General features: G+C 67.8%; 16 protein-coding genes. 6 read left to right on the top strand and 10 right to left on the bottom strand.

Going from position 1 to position 22,602, the window contains the following annotated elements; translation table 11 throughout:
* The first annotated feature begins 350 nt into the window (after window positions 1–350).
* Window positions 351–1,406: a chitinase gene (locus JWQ81_RS37410; protein WP_297549241.1), complete on the top strand. Its 1,056-nt coding sequence runs from the start codon at window positions 351–353 to the stop codon at window positions 1,404–1,406.
* 9 nt (window positions 1,407–1,415) lie between these two features.
* On the opposite strand, the gene JWQ81_RS37415 is transcribed toward JWQ81_RS37410, so the two are convergent.
* The 6 genes from JWQ81_RS37415 to JWQ81_RS37440 all read right to left on the bottom strand — a co-directional run bounded on the left by JWQ81_RS37415 (window position 1,416) and on the right by JWQ81_RS37440 (window position 6,639).
* Window positions 1,416–1,826, bottom strand: coding sequence for a VOC family protein (locus JWQ81_RS37415; protein WP_297549243.1), 411 nt, complete (start codon window positions 1,824–1,826; stop codon window positions 1,416–1,418).
* Between the two features lie 37 nt (window positions 1,827–1,863).
* A complete protein-coding gene (locus JWQ81_RS37420; RefSeq protein WP_297549245.1) occupies window positions 1,864–3,036 on the bottom strand; it encodes a Glu/Leu/Phe/Val dehydrogenase dimerization domain-containing protein in 1,173 nt (390 codons plus the stop codon).
* A 20-nt stretch (window positions 3,037–3,056) separates the two neighbouring features.
* The gene (locus tag JWQ81_RS37425) at window positions 3,057–3,908 is read right to left on the bottom strand and encodes an LLM class flavin-dependent oxidoreductase (RefSeq protein WP_297549247.1); all 852 of its coding nucleotides are present in this window, start codon (window positions 3,906–3,908) and stop codon (window positions 3,057–3,059) included.
* Between the two features lie 62 nt (window positions 3,909–3,970).
* On the bottom strand, window positions 3,971–4,768 hold the full coding sequence (locus JWQ81_RS37430) for an alpha/beta hydrolase (RefSeq protein WP_297549249.1): 798 nt from the start codon (window positions 4,766–4,768) through the stop codon (window positions 3,971–3,973).
* Between the two features lie 138 nt (window positions 4,769–4,906).
* Window positions 4,907–5,518 carry a GNAT family N-acetyltransferase gene (locus tag JWQ81_RS37435; protein ID WP_297549251.1) on the bottom strand — a complete coding sequence of 204 codons (612 nt, stop codon included), beginning with the start codon at window positions 5,516–5,518 and terminating at the stop codon, window positions 4,907–4,909.
* Between the two features lie 50 nt (window positions 5,519–5,568).
* A complete protein-coding gene (locus JWQ81_RS37440; RefSeq protein ID WP_297549253.1) occupies window positions 5,569–6,639 on the bottom strand; it encodes a polyprenyl synthetase family protein in 1,071 nt (356 codons plus the stop codon).
* Window positions 6,640–6,864: 225 nt separating this feature from the next.
* On the opposite strand from JWQ81_RS37440, the gene glgA reads away from it, so the two are divergent.
* From glgA to JWQ81_RS37455, 3 genes are all read left to right on the top strand, one after another.
* Window positions 6,865–8,019 carry a glycogen synthase gene (gene glgA / locus JWQ81_RS37445; protein ID WP_297549255.1) on the top strand — a complete coding sequence of 385 codons (1,155 nt, stop codon included), beginning with the start codon at window positions 6,865–6,867 and terminating at the stop codon, window positions 8,017–8,019.
* Window positions 8,016–9,233: a glucose-1-phosphate adenylyltransferase gene (glgC, locus tag JWQ81_RS37450; protein ID WP_297549256.1), complete on the top strand. Its 1,218-nt coding sequence runs from the start codon at window positions 8,016–8,018 to the stop codon at window positions 9,231–9,233. Before glgA ends, glgC begins: the two co-directional genes overlap by 4 nt.
* 213 nt (window positions 9,234–9,446) lie before the next feature.
* On the top strand, window positions 9,447–9,926 hold the full coding sequence (locus JWQ81_RS37455; RefSeq protein ID WP_297549258.1) for an XRE family transcriptional regulator: 480 nt from the start codon (window positions 9,447–9,449) through the stop codon (window positions 9,924–9,926).
* Window positions 9,927–10,034: 108 nt separating this feature from the next.
* Here JWQ81_RS37455 and JWQ81_RS37460 read toward each other — a convergent pair whose 3' ends face one another.
* Together JWQ81_RS37460 and JWQ81_RS37465 are read right to left on the bottom strand one after the other, a co-directional pair.
* Window positions 10,035–10,544, bottom strand: coding sequence for a 2'-5' RNA ligase family protein (locus JWQ81_RS37460; RefSeq protein ID WP_297549260.1), 510 nt, complete (start codon window positions 10,542–10,544; stop codon window positions 10,035–10,037).
* Window positions 10,545–10,578: 34 nt separating this feature from the next.
* Window positions 10,579–12,255 (bottom strand): SulP family inorganic anion transporter, encoded by a 1,677-nt coding sequence (locus tag JWQ81_RS37465; RefSeq protein ID WP_297549262.1) that lies wholly within the window; start codon window positions 12,253–12,255, stop codon window positions 10,579–10,581.
* Window positions 12,256–12,652: 397 nt separating this feature from the next.
* Between JWQ81_RS37465 and JWQ81_RS37470 the strand changes: the two genes are divergently transcribed.
* Window positions 12,653–15,340: a lectin gene (locus JWQ81_RS37470; protein ID WP_297549264.1), complete on the top strand. Its 2,688-nt coding sequence runs from the start codon at window positions 12,653–12,655 to the stop codon at window positions 15,338–15,340.
* 76 nt (window positions 15,341–15,416) lie between these two features.
* Here JWQ81_RS37470 and JWQ81_RS37475 read toward each other — a convergent pair whose 3' ends face one another.
* Both JWQ81_RS37475 and JWQ81_RS37480 read right to left on the bottom strand, forming a co-directional pair.
* Complete coding sequence (locus tag JWQ81_RS37475; RefSeq protein ID WP_297549266.1) at window positions 15,417–16,526, bottom strand: HAMP domain-containing sensor histidine kinase; 1,110 nt, start codon at window positions 16,524–16,526, stop codon at window positions 15,417–15,419.
* On the bottom strand, window positions 16,498–17,169 hold the full coding sequence (locus JWQ81_RS37480) for a response regulator transcription factor (RefSeq protein ID WP_297549268.1): 672 nt from the start codon (window positions 17,167–17,169) through the stop codon (window positions 16,498–16,500). Before JWQ81_RS37480 ends, JWQ81_RS37475 begins: the two co-directional genes overlap by 29 nt.
* A 232-nt stretch (window positions 17,170–17,401) precedes the next feature.
* Between JWQ81_RS37480 and JWQ81_RS37485 the strand changes: the two genes are divergently transcribed.
* Window positions 17,402–22,501 carry a hypothetical protein gene (locus JWQ81_RS37485; protein WP_297549270.1) on the top strand — a complete coding sequence of 1,700 codons (5,100 nt, stop codon included), beginning with the start codon at window positions 17,402–17,404 and terminating at the stop codon, window positions 22,499–22,501.
* Window positions 22,502–22,602: the final 101 nt, after the last annotated feature.

Genomic DNA, 22,602 nt, shown 5'->3' on the forward strand with positions numbered 1-22,602 from the left:
TCATTCGGATTGGTCGATGCGGATGGTGGACGGGGTGCCGGAGTTCATCCCGCCGAAATGGCTGGATCAGGAACAGAAACCGATCCACAACACCGCACACGACCGGCCCTACGAGCACGCGGCCTGATTCGGGTGGACCGCTGGCCATGGTGACGACGACCGTCACCACGGTCGGCGGGGGCCTGCCCGGAATCAGCCGTGACTTGCGAGCTGACGCTCAGTACTTGGTCTAGACCACCCGATCGTCGGTAGGCACCCGCCGGGGGCGCGTCTATGTTGGGCCGACCGGCCGCGTTCTCGCTGGACCACTGTTCTCGCTGGGTTACCGTGCTTCGAGATGGGAGCTGGGTATGTTCGGTCGAATATCACGCGCGCTCGGAATAGCCGTGGCAGTAGCGCTCGCCGTGCCAGTGGTCGTCACGGCGCCGGCGCAGGCAGCCCCGCAGGCCGATACCTGCGCGGTGAAGTCGCGGCCCGCGGGCAAGGTGCTGCAGGGGTACTGGGAGAACTGGGACGGCTCCGCGAACGGCGTCCACCCGCCACTGGGGTGGATCCCGATCACCGACTCCCGCATCGCGGCCCACGGCTACAACGTGCTCAACGCGGCGTTCCCGGTCATCCGCTCGGACGGCACGGTCCTGTGGCAGGACGGCATGGACGCCACCGTCAAGGTCGCGACCCCGGCCGAGATGTGTCAGGCCAAGGCGGCCGGCTCGACGATCCTGATGTCGATCGGCGGCGCGGCCGCGGGAATCGACCTGAGCTCCAGCGCGGTCGCGGACAAGTTCGTCGCCACCATCGTGCCGATCCTCAAGGCGTACAACTTCGACGGGATCGACATCGACATCGAGACCGGCCTCGTCGGCAGCGGCAGCATCACCACTCTGTCCCCGTCGCAGGCGAACCTCGAGCGCATCATCGACGGCGTGCTTGCCAAGATGCCGTCGAACTTCGGCCTGACCATGGCCCCGGAGACGGCCTACGTCACCGGCGGCAGCATCACCTACGGCTCGATCTGGGGCGCGTACCTACCGATCGTGAAGAAGTACGCCGACAACGGCCGGCTCTGGTGGCTGAACATGCAGTACTACAACGGAAGCATGTACGGCTGTTCCGGAGATTCGTACTCCGCGGGCACGGTCGCCGGCTTCACCGCACAGACCAACTGCCTCAACAAGGGACTGGTCGTCGGGGGTACCACGATCAAGGTTCCTTTCGACAAGCAGGTACCCGGCCTGCCCGCCCAGCCCGGCGCCGGTGGCGGCTACATGTCCACCGGCCTGGTCTCCCAAGCGTGGAAGACCTACGCCAACGGGTTGAAGGGCCTGATGACCTGGTCCCTCAACTGGGACGGGTCGAAGAACTGGACCTTCGGCGACAACGTGAAGTCCCTCCAAGGGCGCTGAACCCGGCGCTCAACCCCGCGAGCTGATCTGCTGAACCGCCCACGCATTGCCGTCCGGATCGCTGAAGTAGCAGAAGCCGACGTTGTCCAGTTCACGCTTCTCCAGCACGGCGCTGTCGCCGTCGTGGCCGAAGGCCGTGACCTCGGAGACCTCGACACCGCGGCCGATGAGCTCCGCCCTCGCGGCCCGCACGTCCGGCACGACCAGCTGCATGCCGTTGAGCGACCCCGGCACCATGGTCGTGACCGTCCCGATGACGATAGAGCAGCCGGACCCGGGCGGCGTGAGCTGCACGACCCGGTAGTCCTCCCCCATCGCATGGTCGTGGTCCAGCCGGAAGCCCACCTTCTCGACATAGAACGACTTCGCTCGATCCACATCGGACACCGGCACGCACAGCACTTCGAGGGTCCAGTTCATACCGGCGAGCCTATCCACAGAACCGGGCAGTGGTGAATCAAGCGGCAGGGAATCGAGCGGTGATGGCTTCGAGTTTGCCGTCGACGATGAGCTGCGCGGCCGTCCGGACGGTGACGCCCCGGCGTTCGGCGAGGTCGAGGGCCTTCGTGACGAGGCCGCGCAAGGAAGAGCGCACCTTTGCTTCGGCTTCCGCTGCGTCCGCACCGATATCCCCGAACAACGTCCACCACCACCAGGCGTTCGTCGCGGAGTTGGCCAGGAAGTCGGGGACGACGCGGACACCGCGTTCGGCCAGCCGCGCCTCGGCGTCCGGCCGCACCGGCATGTTCGCCGCTTCGACGATGAGCTTCGCAGTGACCCGGGATTCGTTGGCCACATCGACGCAGTACGACACCGCGGCCGGCACCAGCAGATCGCAGTCGACGTCCAACCACGCGTCGCGACCGAGCTGACGGTCGCCGTCGGCGAGCCGCGACCGGTCGATCTCGCCATGCGGACCCCGAGCGCGAAGCAGGCGTTCCACGTCTAGGCCGTCGGGATTGGCGATCGTCCCCTGGGCATCCGCCAGCCCGACGACCGCGACACCTGCCTGCGCGAGGTAGCGGGCCGTCGCGCCTCCCATCGACCCGAAGCCCTGGACGACGGCCCGGACAGTTCGAGGATCGACGCCGTCGTGGTCGAGCACGGCGAGTGCCGACTCGGCGACGCCGAGACCGCCGACGAGTTCCGGCAGGCTGACGCCATCGACCTCGATCGCGAACGCGTCGGCCAGGCGTCGGCGCGCTTCGGTGGGGTCATCGAGCAACGGGTAGATCGCCTGGATCGAGCTGGTGAGGCCGAGTTCGGCGACTACCTCGTCGATCGTGTCCTGGCGGACACCGAGGTCTTCCCCGGTGGTCCAGTACTGCTCGATGATCGGCCGGACCGCGGCCAGGAACCGGCCGAGCATCGCGCGGGCGCCGGGGTCCTCAGGACCGCAGTCGATGCCGCCCTTGGCCCCGCCGAGCGGAACATAACGGCCTGCCGGGTCGTAGTGCAGGGCTTCCTTGCGGGTCATCCCCGCGGCGAGGCCCCGCACCTCCTCCAGCGTGCAGCCCGCGCGCATGCGCAGGCCACCGCTGGAGACGCCTCGGACCAGGCGATCGATCACGACGAAACCCTGGCGCTCGGTGACCGGGTCGTTCCAGGTGAGGTGCAGGTACGGAGGCACCCCGCGACACTAGTGTCGCGTCAGAAGACGACGTCGGCGAGCCGGGCCACTTCGTCGAGGTCATCGAGCGTCGGGTTGAAGATCAGTTCGTCGGCGCCGATGGCCTCGAACTCCTTGACGGCGGCCCTCACCGCGTCGGGCGAGGTGCGGACGGTCGACGCGATAAAGTCTGCCCCTTCGCCCATATTGCTGTAGTAGTCCCGGACATTGCCAACGCCCTTGTCGGTGTCGCCGAACGCGTAGTACGCGATCGCGACGAGCCGAGGCGACCCTTCACGACCGGCCTTGGTCCACGCTGCACGCGCGCCGTCGAACGCCCCGGACACCATCTCCGCCGGCATCGACCCGCCGACGTAGCCCTCGCCCCACCGAGCCATGCGGTCGAGCGCGGCTTCGGCGAACCCGCCGAACATGAGCGGCACTTCGCGCGTGCCGGCCGGGACGCCGGGGTTGTCTCCCCCGCCGACCGGGCCGCCTGTCCAAAAGTCGCGGTACACCTCGAGGTCGTGGTCCAGCCGCTTGCCGAGGCCCTTCGGCCCGGCGCCTTCGGCGACGAAGTCGTCCGGCCGCCCGCCGATCCCGAGCCCGAGCGTGAGCCGACCACCGGAAACACCGTCGATACCGGCGGCTTCCTTCGCCAGGAGCTCGGGCGGCCACACGGTGGCGAGCAGAACGTTGCTGAACAGCCCGATCGTCCTCGTCGCGCCGGCCGCGGCGGCGAGCGCCACGGTGTCCATCACCCCCGGATAGGCGATGCGGCCGACCGTCCCGAGGGTCGAGAAGCCGGCTTTTTCGGACTGCGACGCCCATTCCGGGATGACCGAGGCGCGGAGGTCGCGGACCTGGTTCGGAATTCCGATGCCGATTTTCATGGAAGAGGTCTCCTTGGCGAACGTTGACGATCTTGCCGCCAACGTACTCCGCCGTGCGGCGGTCAGCCGTTCAGGAACCCCGCCAGGATCGGCACCAGCACCGCCGGCGGCACGACGTGCGCGAAGCCGTCCACCATGCCGAACCGGGCACCCTGAATCGCCTCCGCGAGCCGCCTTCCGGCGTCGATCATCCACTCGTCACTCGCCCCGCCGGCCAGTACGAGCGCGGGCACGGTCACCTTCGACGCTTGCTCGGTCGGGGTCGCGCCGCCCCGCGCGGCCTCACCGACGAGCTCGAGGTCGTACCGGATGGTCAGCGCGCTCGACTGGATCCCCGGGTCCTGGCTCATCGGGACGGCGTACTCCGCCGGAGTGTCGGTCATGACCAGGAACCGCTCGACGGCCTCACGACGGCGGTCCTGGGTGAGCAGATCGAGGATCTCGTCGGTCTGCTTGGTGAGCCCCTCCTGTGCCGCGTCGTCGACGGTCACGAAAGGCGGTTCGTGCAGGACGATCTTCGTGAAATCGAGTCCGCGTGCCGCCGCGTAGAGGGTGAGTGCCGCGCCGGACGAATGCCCGTACACCGCCGCCGACCCACCGGCCGCTGCCAGAATCGCGGCGAGGTCCTCGATCTCCCGCTCCACCGCGTACGGCGCGATGTCGCCGCTGTCGCCCCGGCCGCGCCGGTCGTAGTTGTACACGGTGTAGTGCTGCGCCAGGTTGTCGGCGAGCGGACGGGTCACGGCGCGGTTGCAGAGCGCTCCGCTCACCACGATCACCGGCGGCCCGTCGCCCAGCCGGTCGAACGCGATGGTCGTGCCGTCGGCCGAAGTCACCCTGTCCATGATGTCGCTGTCCATGATGTCGCTCCTTGTGTGCTGCTTCCGGGTGCTTACGCCGGTAGTCGAGGCACTTTTCACGGATTCGACATCGATCGCGCAGGTTCTTGAAAAACTTCAGCCGGAGACACTGGGCCGGGGACTCTCACGCGGAGACTTTCACAGAGTGGTGTCACGACCGAGGTAGGCCACAGAGTCCGCACCCGGAACCGGGATCTCGGTGAAGCCGAGCCGGTCGTAGAACGCCCGCGCGTTCGTGTTCTGCCGTCCCATGCACAGGTGCACGCGGTCGACGCCGGCCGCGCCGAGAGCAGACAGGAAGGCGGCCACCAACGCCCGGCCGTGCCCGCCGCCCTGGGCCTCCGGAAGCAGGTCGATGTGGAGATGCGCGGGGAACGCGGCCACCTCGGGAACGACCATCCGGTCCGGGTTGTGCAGCAGGCTCACCATGAAGTCCGACGGAGTCGCTTGAACCCGCGGAAGCGGGAATTTTCCGCTGACAGCGGGTAGCCACTCCTCGCGGAAGCGCTTGACGAACGTGGGGGTGTCCGCGGTGCCCAGGATGTAGCCCACCGCGCGCTCACCGTCATCGAGGACGTACGCCAGTTCCGGCTCGAACTCGACGTACGGCCACGCGAACACCGTCGGCATCAGGTCGAGGTCGGGGTAGAGCGCGCCGGAGTCGCTGCCGTTGTCGGCGGTGCGCACGCAGATGTCGCCGACGGCGGCACGATCGGTCGCGCGGTAGGGGCGGATGACGGGCTGGGCCAAGGCGACTCCTCAGGGTGAGAACGCCTCAATGATAGTGACGAGCCGCGCTGTCAAGACCGGCGAGCGGTGGCCTGGAGCGCGATCTGTCTGAGCGTCGACGCCGTCTCCGTCGGCAGGTCGGCGGCGGCGAGCGCGCGCAGCGCTTCCCGGCAGCGCGTGGTGATCATGTGTTCGACGGTGTCGCGGGCGCCGGTGTCGTCGAGGATCATGCGGACACGGGCGGCGTCGGTCTCGCTCGGTTCCGGCCCGGCGACGCTTCTTCGCAGGTGCTCCTGATCCGAGTCGGAGGCCCGTTGCAGCGCGAGCGCCATCAACACGGTTTGCTTCGCCGGTCGGACGTCCGCCGAACCTGGTCCGCCGAACACGCTGACCAGGTCCTCCCTCAGTTGGAACGCTTCACCCACCGGCAGCGCGAACGCCGTCAGCGAAGCCCGCAGCCGGTCGTCCGCGCCGCCGAGCGCGGCACCAAGATGCAGCGGCCGTTCGATGCCGTACTTGGCAGACTTGTAGCGGGCGATCTGCAGTGCGCCGTCGACGTCGGTGCTCAGCCGTCCGGTCGCCAGCAGTTCCAGGTACTGCCCGTACATCACCTCGGTGCGCATCACGTTCATCACCGGCAACGCGGCGCGCAGCTGGGCCGACGTGAGCCCGGCGCCATGCAGGATCTCGTCGGCGTAAACCAGCGCGACGTCCCCGAGCAGCCCTGCCGCGTTGAGCGCGAGTTTGGCCGCTTCGGGCCGTTCGTGGTGGTGGGTGGCCAACGCGCGGTGCACGGTGGGCACCCCGAGCCGGGTATCGCTGTCGTCGACGATGTCGTCGTGGATGAGGGTGAAGGCGTGCACCATCTCGAGTGACGCCGCGGCGCCGGCCACCGCGTGTGAGTCACCGTGCCCACCCCCGGACAACCCACCCGCCGCCTGCCAGCCGAGGACGCACAGGCGCGGCCGGAGTCGCTCGCCGCCGGTGAGCACCAGCGCCCGCAGGCGGGTGAGGATCCCGCGAACGGACGGGTGCGCGGCGTTGCGGCTCTTGGTTTCGAGGAAGGTCGACAGCACCCCGTCGACCTCACGCTCGACATCTTCGAGGACACCGGTGAAGGTGTGTGCTGTCGTCGTGGTCATAGTGTTGATCATCAGCCCAAATGCGTGGTTCGGACCGAAAGTGCACGCGTGTGGGCGACGTCGAACGCAGTCCGCGGAGATCGATCCGGCGAGTTTCCCACTGGATGGACCAGCACTGAGTGGACTGGTCCGAATCAGTGACCATCGAAGACTCGGCACGGCTGCCGGGAAACAACCCGCCAACCATGCTGCATTCCTTGCGCCGCTGCCCGTAGGGTTCCGACCATGAAGATCGGCCTGCTCACCCGGGAGTACCCGCCGGACGTCTACGGCGGTGCCGGGGTGCACGTGGAATTCCTCGCCCGCGAACTGCGCGCGCTCGTCGACCTCGACGTCCACTGCTGGGGGGCCGACCGCGAAGGCGCCCACGGGCACACGGACGCGCACAGCTACCGCCAGCCCGCGTTCGCGACCATGGACATCGCCGTGTCGATGGCGGACGCGCTCGCCGGGCACGACCTCGCGCACAGCCACACCTGGTACGCCAACTTGGCCGGGCACCTCGCGAAGATGACCTACGGCATCCCGCACGTGATCACCGCGCACTCGCTCGAACCGCTGCGGCCGTGGAAGGCCGAGCAGCTCGGCGGCGGGTACCGAGTCTCGTCATGGATCGAGCGCGACGCTTTCGAGTCGGCCGATGCGATCATCGCCGTCAGCGGGGGCATGCGCCGCGACGTCCTCGAGGCGTACCCGGCGGTGCCGCCGGACCGGGTCCACGTCATCCACAACGGCATCGACACGCAGCTCTACCAACCCGATCCGGCCACCGACGTCCTCGAGGCCCACGGCATCGACCCCGGACGGCCCTACGTCCTGTTCGTCGGCCGGATCACCCGCCAGAAGGGCGTTCCGCACCTGGTCCGCGCGGCGGCGGCGCTCGACGAGGGCACCCAGCTGATCCTGTGCGCGGGCGGCGCGGACACCCCGGAGCTCGACGCGGAGTTCCGCGGGCTGGTCGCCGAACTTGAGGCGAAACGCACCGGAGTGCACTGGATCCCGGAAATGCTCCCGCGCCCGCAGGTCGTCCAACTGCTGACGCACGCCGCGGTCTTCGCGTGCCCGTCGGTGTACGAGCCGCTCGGCATCGTCAACCTGGAGGCGATGGCCTGCGGTACCGCGGTCGTCGCCAGCGATGTCGGCGGCATCCCGGAGGTCGTCGACGACGGCGTCACCGGATTGCTGGTGCACTACGACGAGAACGACACCGCGGCCTTCGAAGCGGATCTCGCCGCCCGGATCAACGAACTGGTCGGCGACCCGCGCCGATCCACCGAGATGGGCGTCGCCGGACGCGCGCGCGCCGTGAAAGAGTTCGGCTGGAGCGCGATCGCCGAACGGACGGTCGCGCTCTACGAGTCCACCAGGAGGACCGTGTGACCGACGGATCGGACGTGCTCGGCATCGTGCTCGCCGGCGGCGAGGGAAAACGCCTGATGCCACTGACCGCCGACCGTGCCAAACCCGCCGTGCCGTTCGGCGGGGTGCACCGGCTCATCGACTTCGTCCTGTCGAACCTCGTGCTCGGTGGCGTGCGGCGGATCTGCGTGCTGACGCAGTACAAGTCGCACTCGCTGGACAGGCACATCAGTACGACGTGGCGCCTGTCGTCGCTGACCGGCGAGTACGTCACGCCGGTGCCCGCGCAGCAGCGCCTCGGGCCGCACTGGTTCCAGGGCAGCGCGGACGCGATCCACCAGAGCCTCAACCTGGTCTACGACGAGTCGCCCGCCTATATCGCGGTCTTCGGCGCGGACAACATCTACCGGATGGACCCCCGGCAGATGATCGACGCGCATATCGCGTCCGGCGCCGGGGTGACCGTGGCCGGCATCCGGGTGAACCGGGCCGAAGCGACCGAGTTCGGCGTCATCCAGACCGGCGACGGCACGCACATCGACGCGTTCCTCGAGAAACCGGCGGATCCGCCGGGACTACCGGACTCGCCGGAAGAAGCGTACGTGTCGATGGGCAACTACGTGTTCACCACACAGGTGCTGCTGGACGCGTTGCACGCCGACTCGACGAACCGCGAATCGCGCCACGACATGGGCCGGGACATCATCCCGGCGCTGGTGGGCACCGGCGAGGCCGCCGTCTACGACTTCAGCGGCAACGTGGTGCCCGGCGAGACCGAGCGCGACCACGGGTACTGGCGCGACGTCGGGACCATCGACAGCTACTACGACGCGCACACCGACCTGATCTCGACGTACCCGATCTTCAACCTGTACAACAAGAAGTGGCCGATCCTGGCGCACCCTGGCCAGCGCGCGGCGGCGAAGTTCGTCGAAGGCGGGACGGCCAACCAGTCGATCATCAGCCCCGGCTGCATCATCTCCGGCGCGCAGGTCGTCGACAGCGTGCTCTCCCCGGACGTCATCGTCGAAACCGGTGCGGTCGTGCAGGGCTCGGTCCTGCTCGACGGCGCCCGCGTCGGCGCCGGAGCCGTCGTCCGCCGCGCGATCCTGGACAAGAACGTCGTCGTGCCGCCCGGTGCCCACATCGGCGTCGACCTCGACCGCGACCGGCACCGTTACCACGTCAGCGACGGCGGCATCGTCGTCCTCGGCAAGGGCGAACGCGCGATCTGACCCGTTCCCCCATTACCCGCGCCCGCGCGTCAACTGCACACACGGCTTCCGAGCCCGTGTGCACTTGATGCGCGGGCGCGGTGTGGATCCTTGCGTTTAGTTTTCTGTACATCGTGCGCGCGTATTGTAGGTTTTGCGGAACGGAATCTGTCAAGTTTCCGAAGCAGGTAGCCGGGTCGCCGATACGAACAGACCGGACGAGGTGGATGCACGATGGCCGGCACGCGGCGTGACGACGCAGGCAGCACAGACAGCGCGCTCGACAAGAGCAGCAGCTTCGCCGCCAGGCTGACACACCTGATCGCCACGATCCACCCGCCGGACCGCAAGCCGTACTCCTACCGCGAGATCGCCCATGGCGTCGCGGATGCCACCGGCGTGTCGATGTCGGCCACCCACGTACAGCAGCTCGCCGTCGGCGCGCGCCTGGATCCGAAGCGATCGCACATCCAGGCGCTGGCGCAGTTCTTCGGCATCCCGGTCACCTACTTCTTCGATGACGCGGTCGCCGAAGAGATCGACAAGCAGGTCGACGACGTCGTCGCGTGGCGCGACACCGAGGCGCGGGCGATGGCCCAGCGCGCGATGCGGCTCTCGCCCCGGGACCGCGAAACGGTGTCCACCCTGATGGACCAGTTGAACAGCTACGACGCGAACCGGCCGCGTTCCGGCCGGGCACGCAAACCGGAGTGACGAACCCGGTACGGCGGCGTCGGCCGTCAATGCTGGTCAACGGGGCCGAGCCGGCGTTCGCTGCCGACGTCGCCCCGCCGCGAGCGATCGCGCTTGCGTACCGGCGGCTCAGCCCAGCGGAGCGCTGAGCCGAAGCTGCCAGCCTTGCTCGGTCAGCACGACGAGATGCACGGCCTCGGGCCGGTCCGACACCGGAAGTGCCTCACGCGTTTGTGCCGCGACCTGCGTGAGTTCGTCTTCCGTCCCGCCGATCGCCACGGTGAGGTGCACCGGGGGCGTCGGCCCGAACCGGCCGCCGTAGGGCTGGACTTCGGGCCAGACGGCGTAGGCGGCCTCGGCCACCGGCTGTAGTTCGGGTACCGCCATGGCGACGAAACCCGGTGCCGAGATGACTTCGGTCAGGCGGAGGTCCGTCACCGGCACCCGCGCGGCGATCGCCCGCACCGCGGCGTCGACGTCGGCGGTGAGTTCGGCCGCGGGCAGGAACGGATACAGCACCGTGGCGTGCGCGGGGAGGCCCGGACGCACGAGTATCGGGTTCACCCGCCTCGCGACGTCAAGCAGCACCTCGGCCGCGGGGACTTCGATGACCAGGGCGGACGTTCCGAAAGCGGGCACCGCGGAATTTTCGCAGCGTATTTCGACGGCTCACTCAGTGGGCCGAGTGGAAGGCTTCCAGCGTCTCGCCCGCCGTGTCGAAGTACGCATCGGCGCCGACCGCGGCGGTGAGCCCGTAGCGGTCGAGTTGGTGCCGGACGGGCTCGATGATGTTGGACAGGACCAGCCGGATACCGGCGTGGCGCAGGTCCTGGTGGACGCGTGTCAGCACGGCCGCGGCGGAGTAGTCGACATCGCCGATCGCCGCGCCGTCGAGGCACAACCACGTCAACGAGTCGCCGTGGTGGGTCAGCGCCGTGAGGTCCGAGGCGAGTTTCGACGCGTTGGCGAAGTAAAGGCTCGTCCCGAATCGGTAGACGACCAGGCCGGGTGTGGTGCGGATGCCGGCTTCGACCGGGAGCGACTGCCAGTGCCCGGCGGCGGACTTGACGAGCACGCTGCTGCGCGGTTCGTAGCTGTGGCGCAAGTGGTCGATGATCGAGACGACGATCGCGAGTACGACGCCCTGCTCGACACCGACCAGCACCACAGCCGCCGCGGTCAGGAGGGCGACGACGAACTCACCGCGCCGCACCGCGCGGATCCGGCGCATCCCGGCGAGGTCGACCAGTTCGACGCCGATCAGGAACACCACGGTCGCCAGCGCCGCGAGCGGCAGGTACGCCAGCGGTCCGGTCAGGAACAGCAGCACCAGCACCACGACGACAGCCGCCGCGACAGAGGAAAGCTGGCTCCGGCCGCCCGCGCTGTCGACGATCTGCGTTTTGGTCGGACTCCCGTTGACGACGAACGCGCCGGTGAACGCGGCCGCGACGTTGGCCGCGCCGAGCCCGACCAGGTCGGCGTCCTCGGTGAAGTTCTCGTCGTACCTGCTCGCGTAGGCACGCGACGTCGCCGCGCTCTGCGCCAGGATCACGACGAACATCGATACGGCGACAGGCAGCAGCGTCGTGAGGTCCCCCAACGCGAAACTCGGCAGCGCCAACTCGGGAAACCCCTGCGGTACAGCGCCTACGACGCTCACGCCGTGATCGGCCAGATGCGCCAACCTGCTGACGGCGATCGCGCCGACGACCGCGATCAACGCGCCCGGAATCCGCTTGGTCAGCTTGCGGGTACCCAGGACCACAGCGATCACCGCGGCCGAGACGACCACTGTGGACACTCCGACGTGCCCGAGCGAGCGGACCAGGTCGACGAACTTCGCCACTGTCCCGGAGCCGGTGACCCGCACGCCGAGCATCTCGGGTAGCTGGCCCACCGCGACGCCGATACCGACCCCGGTCAGGAACCCGACCAGGACGGTCCGCGACAGGAAGTTGGCGAGAAAGCCCAGGTTGATCACGCGCGCCAGCACCAGGAGACCACCGGCCAGTAGGGCCGCGGTGCCGGCGAGCTGCACATAGCGCGGAGACCCGGGCGCGGCCGCGCCGATCAGCCCGGCAGCGAGGATCGCGGCGGTCGCGGAGTCCGCGCCCACCACGAGGTGCCGCGACGAGCCGAACACGACGTACACCGCGAGCGGGATGAGCATCGTGTAGAGGCCGGTGACCACGGGCATCCCGGCGATGCGGGCGTAACCGAGCACCTCAGGCACCGCCAGCGCCGCCAGCGTCAGCCCGGCCAGAGCTTCCGCGCTGAGCCTGGACCGGGTCACCGGTCCGACGCCCTGGAGCAGTCCCAGTCTCGACGACCATCCCGGTTTACCCACGACCCCGGATGGTAATCGCCGACCCCGCGCAGCCCGCGAGTCCCACGTTCAGAGCGGCGAGTCCCACGCTCAAACGCGCGAGTTCGACGGTCGGAGGCGGCTGGGGCGGGCCGGGCCGTTGCCGCTGTGCACGAAACGTCCCCCGATACAAATGATTCGTACTAAACGTCCCCCGAGTCACTCACGCGCGCGACGCACCGCCACAGCAGCACCCACGACCCCTCCGAATAGCCTCGACAATGCGTTGGCTCGGGCATTTGCCGGAGTAAAAACGAAGGATTGTCAGGAAGAGCGACAGAACAACCGCGGATTCTTGACTTGCTCACGCACCAGCGCTTCCCTTAAACCGAGCCCGAGAGGTGACAACGTTGTCACCACGACGCGAGGGATTAACGACATGGTCTTGAGAGCACTGGTGACACGAGCGGCCGCGGCCGCCATCCTCGTGGTGGCGACAGCCACTCCGCTGGCAGGGGTCGCGAACGCCGCGACTTTGGTGAGCGATCCCGCTTCGGTGGTGAACCCGTTCGTCGGCACTTCGAACGCCGCCGACGACTTTCCTGGCGCGGATGCGCCCTTCGGCATGGTCCAGTGGAGTCCCGACACCCCGCACCGGCCGGACGGCGGGGGGTACGAGTACAACGACTCCTCCATCACTGGCTTCAGCCTGACCCACCTGTCCGGCCCCGGCTGCGGCGCCGACGGCGACATCCCCATCCTGCCGACCGTGGGCGCGGTGAACACCGGCGCGACCGATTCCTTCTCCCACGCGAACGAATCGGCGAACGCCGGCTATTACTCGGTGAAGACCGACAACGGCGTCCACACCGAACTCACCGCTACCACGCGGTCCGGAATGGCGAAGTTCACTTTCCCCGCCACCACCCAGGCCAATCTGGTGTTCAAGCTCAACGGCAGCCAGAACGGTGATTCCGCGACCTCGTGGCAGGTGGTGAACAACAGCGAAGTGTCCGGCTCGGTCACCTCTGGACATTTCTGCGGTGCCGGGTTCACCTACACCGCGTATTTCGACATCGTGTTCGACCACCCGTTCGCCAAGAACGGCACCGCTGCCGCCACCGCGACACCGAAAGCCATGGTCGACAAGATGCACGGGGCTGTGCCCGCGGCGCGCACCGTCGCCCCGAACGCTGCCGCTGCCGGTCCCAACAGCGGATACGTCACGTTCGACACCACCGCGAGCCAGGTCGTGCAGGCCAAGGTCGGGCTGTCCTACGTCTCGGTCGCCAACGCCCAGGCCAACCGCACCGCCGAGAACTCCGGCTGGGACTTCGGCGCGGTCCAGCAGAGCACTCACAACGCGTGGAACTCGATGCTCGGGCGGATCCAGATCGGCGGCGGCACCACCGCCCAGCAGCAGGTCTTCTACACCGCGCTGTATCACTCCCTGTTGCACCCCAACGTCTTCTCCGACACCAACGGGCAGTATCCCGGGTTCGACAACCAGGTCCACACCGTCGCGAGTGGGCATTCGGCGCAGTACGCCAATTTCTCCGGCTGGGACATCTACCGGACGCAGGCGCAGCTGACCGCACTGATCGCACCGACGCAGAGCAGCGACATGGCACAGTCCATGCTCGCCGACTACGCCCAGGGCGGCGGCCTGCCGAAATGGGCCCAGAACAACGGTGAGACCTACGTGATGGTGGGTGATCCGGCCGACCCGATCCTCGCCGACTACTACGCCTTCGGCGCGCGGAACTTCGACACGGGCACGGCGTTGACCGACATGGTGCACGAGGCGAGCATCAACGGGAACGTCCGGCCCGGGGTCAACGCCTTGAACGCACCCGGCTACCTGCCCAGCGATGGCACCTACCAGTGCTGCAACTTCTACGGCCCGGTGTCGACGCAGCTGGAATACGACAGCGCCGACTTCGCGGTGTCGGCGTTCGCCGGCACACAGGGCGACACCACCGACCAGAACTTCTTCGCCAACCGCGCACAGAACTGGCACAACACGTTCAACAGCGGCAGCGGGTTCATGCAGCCGAAGCTGGCGAACGGGTCGTGGACGGGCGGGTTCAACCCGAGCAGCGGTGACAACTTCGTCGAGGGGACGTCCTGGCAGTACACCGGGATGGTGCCGTTCAACGTCGCCGGGCTGGCCACGGCCAAGGGCGGCAACGCCGCGATGATCTCCTACCTCAACAGCGTGCTGGCCGGTTTCCACGGAGCCAACGGGAGCCAGTCCGACCTCGGCAACGAGCCCAGCCTCGAACTGCCGTGGGAGTACGACTACGTCGGCCAGCCGTACCAGACGCAGAAGGTGGTCCGGCAGGTCCAGGACCAGATCTGGACGGACGCCCCCGGCGGCCTCGCCGGTAACGACGACCTCGGCGCGATGAGCTCCTGGTACGTCTTCTCGGCGCTCGGCATGTACCCGGAGACCCCCGGCACCGCCGACCTCGCGCTGGGCAGCCCGTTGTTCAGCCAAGAGATCCTCAGCCTGCCCAGCGGCAACAAGCTCACGATCAACGCCCCGCAGGCCGCGGACAACGCCCCGTACGTGCAGAGCGCGACGTTCAACGGGTCCGCCTGGAACAACGCCTACGCCCCGACCACGGCGATCACCAGCGGCGGAACGCTGAACTACACGCTCGGCACCACGGCGAACACGTCGTGGGCGACATCGGCATCGGCGGCTCCTCCGTCGTACGCCGGAACCGCCAACGGCACGAAGATCGGCACCATCACCTCCGCGCTGCCCAACGACTGCATCGACGTCTCCACCAGCGGCACGGCCAACGGAACGGCGGTTCAGCTCTGGACCTGCGACCAGACCGGCGCCCAGAACTGGTATCAGGCACCGGACGGCAGCCTGCAGGCACAGGGCGGCTGCCTGGATGTTTCCAACAGCGGCACGGCGAACGGCACCGTCGTGCAGCTGTGGCAGTGCAACAGCACCGGAGCCCAGCAGTGGCAGAAGTCCGGCAGTGAGCTGGTCAACCCGGAGTCGGGGCGATGCCTCGACGACCCCAACGCCAGCACGTCCAACGGCACGCACCTCCAGCTCTACGACTGCAACGCCAGCCAAGCCCAAACCTGGACCATCCACAACTGACCGCCACACGCGGCGAGGCCCCCGGCGCACCCGCGCCGGGGGCCTTCCTTGTACAGACCCAGGCCGATCGTCGTCGTCAGACGGGGTCTCCCAGACTGACTCCGCCGACCGGCGTGGGTGACTCCAAAACCACAGCGGGCGCTACCGGGCGGCGTTCGCGGATGCCGTCGGGGATGGTGAGGGTGAAGGTCGTGCCACGGCCGGGAACACTGGTCACCGACGCCCGCCCTCCTCGTGCCTCGACAGCGGCGCGCACGATCGCGAGGCCAAGGCCGTTTCCTCCGCCAACCTCGCCCGCACGGGAAGACCAGAAACGCTCGAAGATGTGACTGACGTCGTCAGCGGCGATCCCGCAACCCGTGTCCGAGACCGTGATGCGGAACAACCCCTGTTCACGCCAGGCCCGTACAGAGATCCGGTCGCCGTTCTGGGTGAAGGCAATGGCGTTCTCGAGCAGGCTGTCCAGCGCCGCCTGCAGTCGCTCGGCGTTCGCCTGCACGGTGCCGACGCGGCTTTCCGCGGACCACGCGCGCTCCGCCGCTGGGATCCAGCGGCGGACCAGCCGTTCGAGGAAGACGTCCAGCTCCAGCGACGACGTCTCCACCGGTGAGTCGAGCCGCATGAGCGTGGTGAGGCCGCTGGTCAGCCGGTCCAGCTTGCCCAGTTCGTCGAGGACGATCGTGGCGTCTTCCTCCGTCTGCTCGTCCTCGTGGGCAGAACGGATGAGCTCGGCATAACCACGGGCAACGGTGATCGACGTCCGCAGCTCGTGAGAACCCAGCCGGACGAACAGGCCTTGTGTCTCGGCGCGCTGCCGTTCCAACGCCGCAACGGTTTCCAGCTCCCGGAGGGCCCGCTGGCGTCGGCGCACATGCCAGACCATCACCAGGAACACGGCGACCATCAGCGGCACCTCGGACGTTTCCTCAAACCGGATCTCGCCGCGGACGGCTTGACTCAGCATGACGAACCCGGTCGACACCGTCACCACGAGCAGGGCGCTCAGCATCCCCGCGAGCGGCCAGGAGTTGACCCCGAAGACCAGCGCGATGCTGATCCAGACGAAGTGGAACGGGATCGTCTCGCCCGTCGGGAACTTCGACATCGCCCAGAGATTGATCGAGGCGAAGATCACCCAGCAGACCAGGACGACCCGCTTAGCTCGCGGGGAGGCAGTAACCCACATTACGCACCGTCTCGATTCTCCGAAGAGCGTGCAGCTTGGACCGCAGCCGGCGCACGTAGACGTCCACCACGTTGCTGCCGGGGTCGAACTGGTAGCCCCAGACATCCGCGAGCAGCTCTTCCCTGCTGCAGACCTGGTTCGCGCGTTGCATCAGATGGGTCAGCAGGACGAATTCACGTTGAGACAACGCTGTTTGCTGGTTGCCCACCGAGACCGTGCGGCGCTGAGTGTCCAACCTCAGGTCCCCGACCTGGAGGAAGCGGTCTCCACCACCTCCGCCGGATGGTTCGCGAAGGCGGACCCTGACTCTGGCGAGCAGTTCGGCGATCACGAACGGCTTGGGCAGGAAGTCGAGTGCCCCGGCATCGAGCACCTGCACGCGAGTGCCGATCTCCGGGACGGCGGACAGGACGACGACCCGGGCGCCGGGGAGCCGGTCGAGCAGTTCGACGAGAACGCCGGCACCCGACCTGTCCGGCAGCATCAGGTCCAGTAGCACCAAGTCGTAACTACGTTGCGTAGCTGCTTCGAGCCCTTCCGTGCCGGTCGCGGCCAGATCGACCGCGTAGCCCTCTGCCTGGAACACGCGCTGGAGAAGGCGTCGTATTCGCTCCTCGTCATCGACAACCAGTAGACGGCTCAACGGGTTCACCTCGTTCACCAAGCGGGGACAGCTCGGGCACCATCGGCTGACTGCGAGTTCACACCGGCTAGGTGTCCCAGGCACCATGTCGACCCACCTGCGGGAATCGTTACACCAAGTGATAACGATTCGAACTCCGTGACAGCCACATGACGGACCTGTCATCTTCGGCGCAGCAGTCCTGATCACGTCCACCATCGGTGCATTCGCAGTGCAGCACTGGAGGCTGGTCATGGCTCGTCTGACATTCCGCTCGGCGGTCATCGTGGTGGTCGCGCTCACCGGTGTTGCGCTTGCCGTGCCGGTGGTGGTGCACCAACTGGCCCCACAAGCGCATGCGGCGCAACCAGGTTCGATCACGATGCACGCGGAAAGCGCGCGAACCGTGGGAACCGCACCGGGCCAGGTCCGAAAAGGTGACCCGATCACCGAATACAAGTGGCTCATTGCGGCCGAGGACGTCGGAAACCCCAAAGACAGCTTGCAGAACTGCCTGCCGTCGCGTGCCGGCGGCAGCGCCGACTTCGCCACCAAGTGCCAGTGGCCGTCAGTCCGGTCCACCCCCGGCAACGTGCCGGTCGTGGCACAGGGCGACCAGAACGACCTCAACGACGGAACGGCGTTGGCCGCTCTGCCGCCGGGAAAGTACCTGATCTCGGTGACGGCGGGCGGCTACAAGATCGACGGCGCGCATTTCACCGTGGACGGCGGGACGCAGCGGGTCACCGTGTCGATGCAGCCCTACCCGTTACCGCTGGGAAACGTCAAGATGCGGGTGTTCAACGACTCCGCGCCGGTCGACGCCACCTACGAGATCGGCGCGGAATCCGGGTTGGCCGGGTTTACCGCGCATCTGTCCGATGTGCTCGGTGAGGTCTCCACCGACTACTACGGGAACCCGTTGTGCACCAAGTACACCCACGGAGCGAACGGTCAAATGGTGTTCGTCGGCGGCAAGCCGCAGATCGACCCGGCCTCGACCGGAAAGTGCGTCAGCGACGCCCAGGGCGACATCACCATCCCGAACATGGGTCCGAACCGCTATGCCGCGACCGTAGTGCCGCCGGTCGGTACGGACTGGGCGCAGACGACCACGCTGGAAGGCGCGCACGACTGGGACATCTGGACCCAGGAGGGCGACACCGGCTTCGACAACGAGCAGACCATCGGGGCCGAGCCGGTGCCCGCCGTCCATTTCGGCTTCGTCCGCCCGAAAGCACTGCCCGCCGGGCCGACCGGTGAGATCAAGGGCGTCGCGGTGCAGATCAACACCTACGTCGGCGGCACCGGCGGAGTCGGCGTTCCCAACGCGGGCGTGGCCGGGGCGAGTGTCCGCGGTCCGGTCGACAAGCCGTTCGTGGCGCTGTCCGCGCTGGGCAACAACGACCAGGTGGCCTACATGGCGCGCGCCGGGTCGGACGGGAAGTTCGACATCAAGAACGTCCCGAACGGCGACTACCAGCTGACGCTGTGGGACTACCCGCAGGAAGTCATCATCGACAGCTTCACCGTGACGGTGAACAACGGCGGCATCGTCGACGTCGGGCAGAAGGGTTTGGTCGGCTGGCACGCGGCCATCGAAGGCTCGGTCTACGTCGACACCAACGCCAACGGCAAACGCGATCCCGGTGAACAGGGCGTCCCGCAGTTCCCCGTCTCGGTGAAGGAGCGCGACAACTCCACGATGGACCAGGGCATCGCCGGTGTGAAGACCGACGACACCGGGCACTACTCGATCCCCGAGGTCTACCCGCTCAGCAAGTTCCTTGTGCTGGAAGCCTTCAACACCCGGTACAAGACCACCGGCATCACCTACCAGGCGGATAACCAGCCCTCGCCGACGACCCTGCTCGGTTCCGCGGTCGACGTGTCCATCCTGCCGATCATCGGGTTGAAGGGGCGAGTCGACTGGGGCGTCCAGCCCTACGCCGGCGCCGCGAACGGCGGCATCGTCGGGACGGTCACCTACGACACGACCCGCAACGAGCTCGACCCCCGCTACTCGGTGACTGAGGCCTACCAACCCGGCATCCCCAACGTTCCAGTGCATCTCTATGCCGTACTGCGTGACAGCAACGGCGATCCCGTCATCAACCCCGACGGCTCGACCGCCCGCGGGCCTGAACTCGCCGACACCTACAGTTCCGAGACCTGGAAGCAGCCGACGGGTTGCACTCCCCGGCTCTACAACGGCGACGTGCTGACCGGCCAGCAGGCCGTGGGCATACCAGGGCAAGATCCACCGTCCTGTGTGGAGTCACCGATGAGCGGCATTCAGGTCCAGCCCAGCGACACCACGGCCGGCAACTTCAGTCAGACCGTGAACGGCAACTACGGCTTCTCCACGTCGAAACTCAACCTCTACCCACCGGGCGACCCGAACAACCCGGCGCCGGCCAAAGACCTCCCGCAGTACGCGAACCTCGCCGACAACCACTACGACGACCAGGCGCTGCTGCCCGACGACTATCTGGTCTCGGTGGAAGTACCGCAGAACCCGGTCGGCGGGAAACCGATGTACCAGGTCACCAAGGAAGAGGACGTCAACATCTTCAGCGGTGACGGCTACCTGCCGCAGGAGAACTTCCCGCCCTCGCCCGATCTGGGCAACAACCCGCCGACCCCGGCGCAGCCTCAGCCCGACCCGGGCGGCCCGCCGTCCGGCGGCGCCGGCATCGTCGCCCCCTGCGCGGGCGCGAACCACACCGTGCACGTAACCGAGCAGCCCTTCATCGACGGTGGCGGCAGCCCCTTCGAAGGACAGGCGAAACCCCTGTGCGACCAGAAGCTGGTCACCGTCCGAGGTGGACAGTCGACCGCGCCCAACTTCAACCTGTTCACCCCGGTACCCCTGCCGACCCACTTCTTCGGGCTGACCATCAACGATCTGGGACTGTCCAGCGACCAGCGCTCGATCCAGTACGGCGAGGCGCAGCCGCTGCCGGGCGTCCCGATGGGCATCTACGACTGGAGCGGCAGGCTGGTCGACACCGTCGCGACCGACTTCAACGGCTACTACGAAGCACTCGAACCGTCGACGTCGACCTACAACTGCCCGCTGCCCGCGGGACCGTGCCCCGGAATGTACCGGTTCGTCGGCAACGACCCCGGCCAACCCGGACACATCAACCGTGACTACAACCCGCGGTTCCGCACGATCGCGACCAACTTCCAAGCGTGGCCCGGGCTCTACACCGTCACCGACACCGCACCGACCCAGGTCGGCGTCGTCGCGGTCGCACCGGGCTCGACTCAGGTGAACCCGGTCGACTGCACCCCGCCCGCGACCGCGCCACAGATCTTCGCGCTCGATCGGCCCTATCTCCGGCTGACCGATTTCACCAACCGGACGGTGACGCTCGATGGCGCCGGGTTCGGCGCCACCAAGGGCTCCGGGCAGGTGATCATGACGCGAGCCGACGGTTCGACGGTGAACCTGGGAACAACGGCCTGGAGCGACACCCAGATCAAGGCGACCGTGCCGATCACGCTGACCGGTGGCCCGGTGAAACTGTCCGTGCGCAAGGGCGACGGGCAGACCACGGTCAACGGCGTGGCCCTGCAGGTCCTCGGCCTGACGTACAACCCGCGGATCCTGCAGGTCAACCCGCCGGCCCCGGTGCCGGCGGGCACCGGATTCACCACGGTCCAGGCGGCCCTCGAGGCCGCGGCACGAGGCAACGGCCAACAGGTCGTCGTCGTGTGGCCGGGCCCGCAGGGGCAGGACAACCCCCAGGGCGCCTACTTCGAAAACCTGGTCGTCCATTCGCAGGTACGGCTCCAGGGCGTCGGCCCCGGTGGCTTCCGGCCGGACGGCAGCTACGTGCGCGGCTCCGTGCTGAACGGGCTCGGCTTCAACCCGGACAACCCGTCCGGCACGGCCTGGTTCGCACTCGTCGGCGGCCTCAACTACCAGGGCCCGGCGAACGTCCCGGACTCCGCGGTCATCACCGTGCTCGCACCCCCGAACGGCAACAACGGCTCGGCCATCGACGGGTTCACCATCACCGGCGGCGCCCAGGCGGACTTCGCGACCAACCTCAACGACATCTACGGTGGCACGAAGACACCCGCCGGCGCGCCGGGCGCGGCGATCACCCAAGGCGGCGGTGTATACGTACACGCCGGCGTCAACGGGCTGAACGTGGCCGACAACATCATCGTCGGCAACGGCGGTTCGTACGGCGGCGCCATCCGGGTCGGCACGCCGTATGTCACGACGATCCGCAACCGCACCCTGGCCATCGACCACAACCAGATCCGCGACAACGGCGGGACCAACCTGGCCGGCGGGATCGGGCTGTTCGACGGCACCGAGAACTACTCGGTGCACCACAACGACCTCTGCGGCAACTTCTCCGCCGAATACGGTGGCGGGATCAGCCACTACGGCCGCAGCAACAACGGCGACATCGCGAACAACCGGCTCTGGTTCAACCAGTCCTACGACGAGGCTGGCGGGATCATGATCGCCGGCGAGCTGAGCAGCAACCTCAACCTGCCGTCGGCGGGCTCGGGGCCGGTGTCGGTGCACGAAAACCTGATCCAGGACAACCTCGCCAACGACGACGGCGGCGGGATCCGGCTCCTTCAGGCAGGCAACTTCCCCATCTCGATCGCCAACAACCTGATCACCGACAACATCTCCACCCACGAAGGCGGCGGCTTGGCGCTCGACGACGCCACGAACGTCCGGATCGTCAACAACACGGTGATGAAGAACGTCACCACCGCCACCGCGATCACGAGCACGGGCGAAGCCGCCCCCGCGGGGCTGTCGACCGCCCTCACCAGCGCGCAACTGCAGGCGACTTTGCCCGCCAACGCCCCGAAGTACAGCAAGCCTTTGCTGTACAACAACATCTTCTACGACAACCGAGCCGGAAACTGGAACGGGCTGTACGTCTCCGGGATCGCCTCGCCGCAGGCACCGGCGACCGACCCGATCCGGCACTGGGACCTGGGATCGACGGACGCGGGAGTGACCCTCACCCCGACGTATTCGGTGCTGCAGCAGTACGACCCGGGGGTGACACCCAGTCCGACCGACAAGATCGGCGTCGATCCCCGCATCGCGAACGCGTTCGACGTCTCGGCCACCATCCTGACCTCCCGGACCTTCCCGTCCTTCCGGGAAGCGGTGATCGTCGCGAAGAACGTGCCACCAGGACTGCAGGGTGACTACCACCTGGCCGGACCGTTCCCGCCGGCCAACGGGGCAGGCACCGGATCCCAGCCCTACAACGGCGGCCAGGTTCTCGCTCCGGCGATCGACTACGACGGCCAGCGCCGGGCTTCGCCACCGGACATCGGCGCCGACGAAGCGTTCTGAGTAACTCCGAGATTCCGGTCCGGCCGCACCCCAACCCCCCAGCCGTGCGGCCGGGCCGGTTCCACCCCCGCATCTCACCAGCATCGGCACCGGCTCGCCGG

It is taken from the genome of Amycolatopsis sp., assembly GCF_025464955.1.
Taxonomy (GTDB): Bacteria; Actinomycetota; Actinomycetes; order Mycobacteriales; family Pseudonocardiaceae; genus Amycolatopsis.

Bases quoted from the DNA above. Each gene is read 5' to 3' on its own strand.
- JWQ81_RS37410 (WP_297549241.1), top strand. From the start codon at position 351: ATGTTCGGTCGAATATCACGCGCGCTCGGAATAGCCGTGGCAGTAGCG.
- JWQ81_RS37415 (WP_297549243.1), bottom strand. From the start codon at position 1,826: ATGAACTGGACCCTCGAAGTGCTGTGCGTGCCGGTGTCCGATGTGGAT.
- JWQ81_RS37425 (WP_297549247.1), bottom strand. From the start codon at position 3,908: ATGAAAATCGGCATCGGAATTCCGAACCAGGTCCGCGACCTCCGCGCC.
- JWQ81_RS37430 (WP_297549249.1), bottom strand. From the start codon at position 4,768: ATGGACAGCGACATCATGGACAGGGTGACTTCGGCCGACGGCACGACC.
- JWQ81_RS37440 (WP_297549253.1), bottom strand. From the start codon at position 6,639: ATGACCACGACGACAGCACACACCTTCACCGGTGTCCTCGAAGATGTC.
- glgA (WP_297549255.1), top strand. From the start codon at position 6,865: ATGAAGATCGGCCTGCTCACCCGGGAGTACCCGCCGGACGTCTACGGC.
- JWQ81_RS37455 (WP_297549258.1), top strand. From the start codon at position 9,447: ATGGCCGGCACGCGGCGTGACGACGCAGGCAGCACAGACAGCGCGCTC.
- JWQ81_RS37470 (WP_297549264.1), top strand. From the start codon at position 12,653: ATGGTCTTGAGAGCACTGGTGACACGAGCGGCCGCGGCCGCCATCCTC.
- JWQ81_RS37475 (WP_297549266.1), bottom strand. From the start codon at position 16,526: ATGTGGGTTACTGCCTCCCCGCGAGCTAAGCGGGTCGTCCTGGTCTGC.
- JWQ81_RS37485 (WP_297549270.1), top strand. From the start codon at position 17,402: ATGGCTCGTCTGACATTCCGCTCGGCGGTCATCGTGGTGGTCGCGCTC.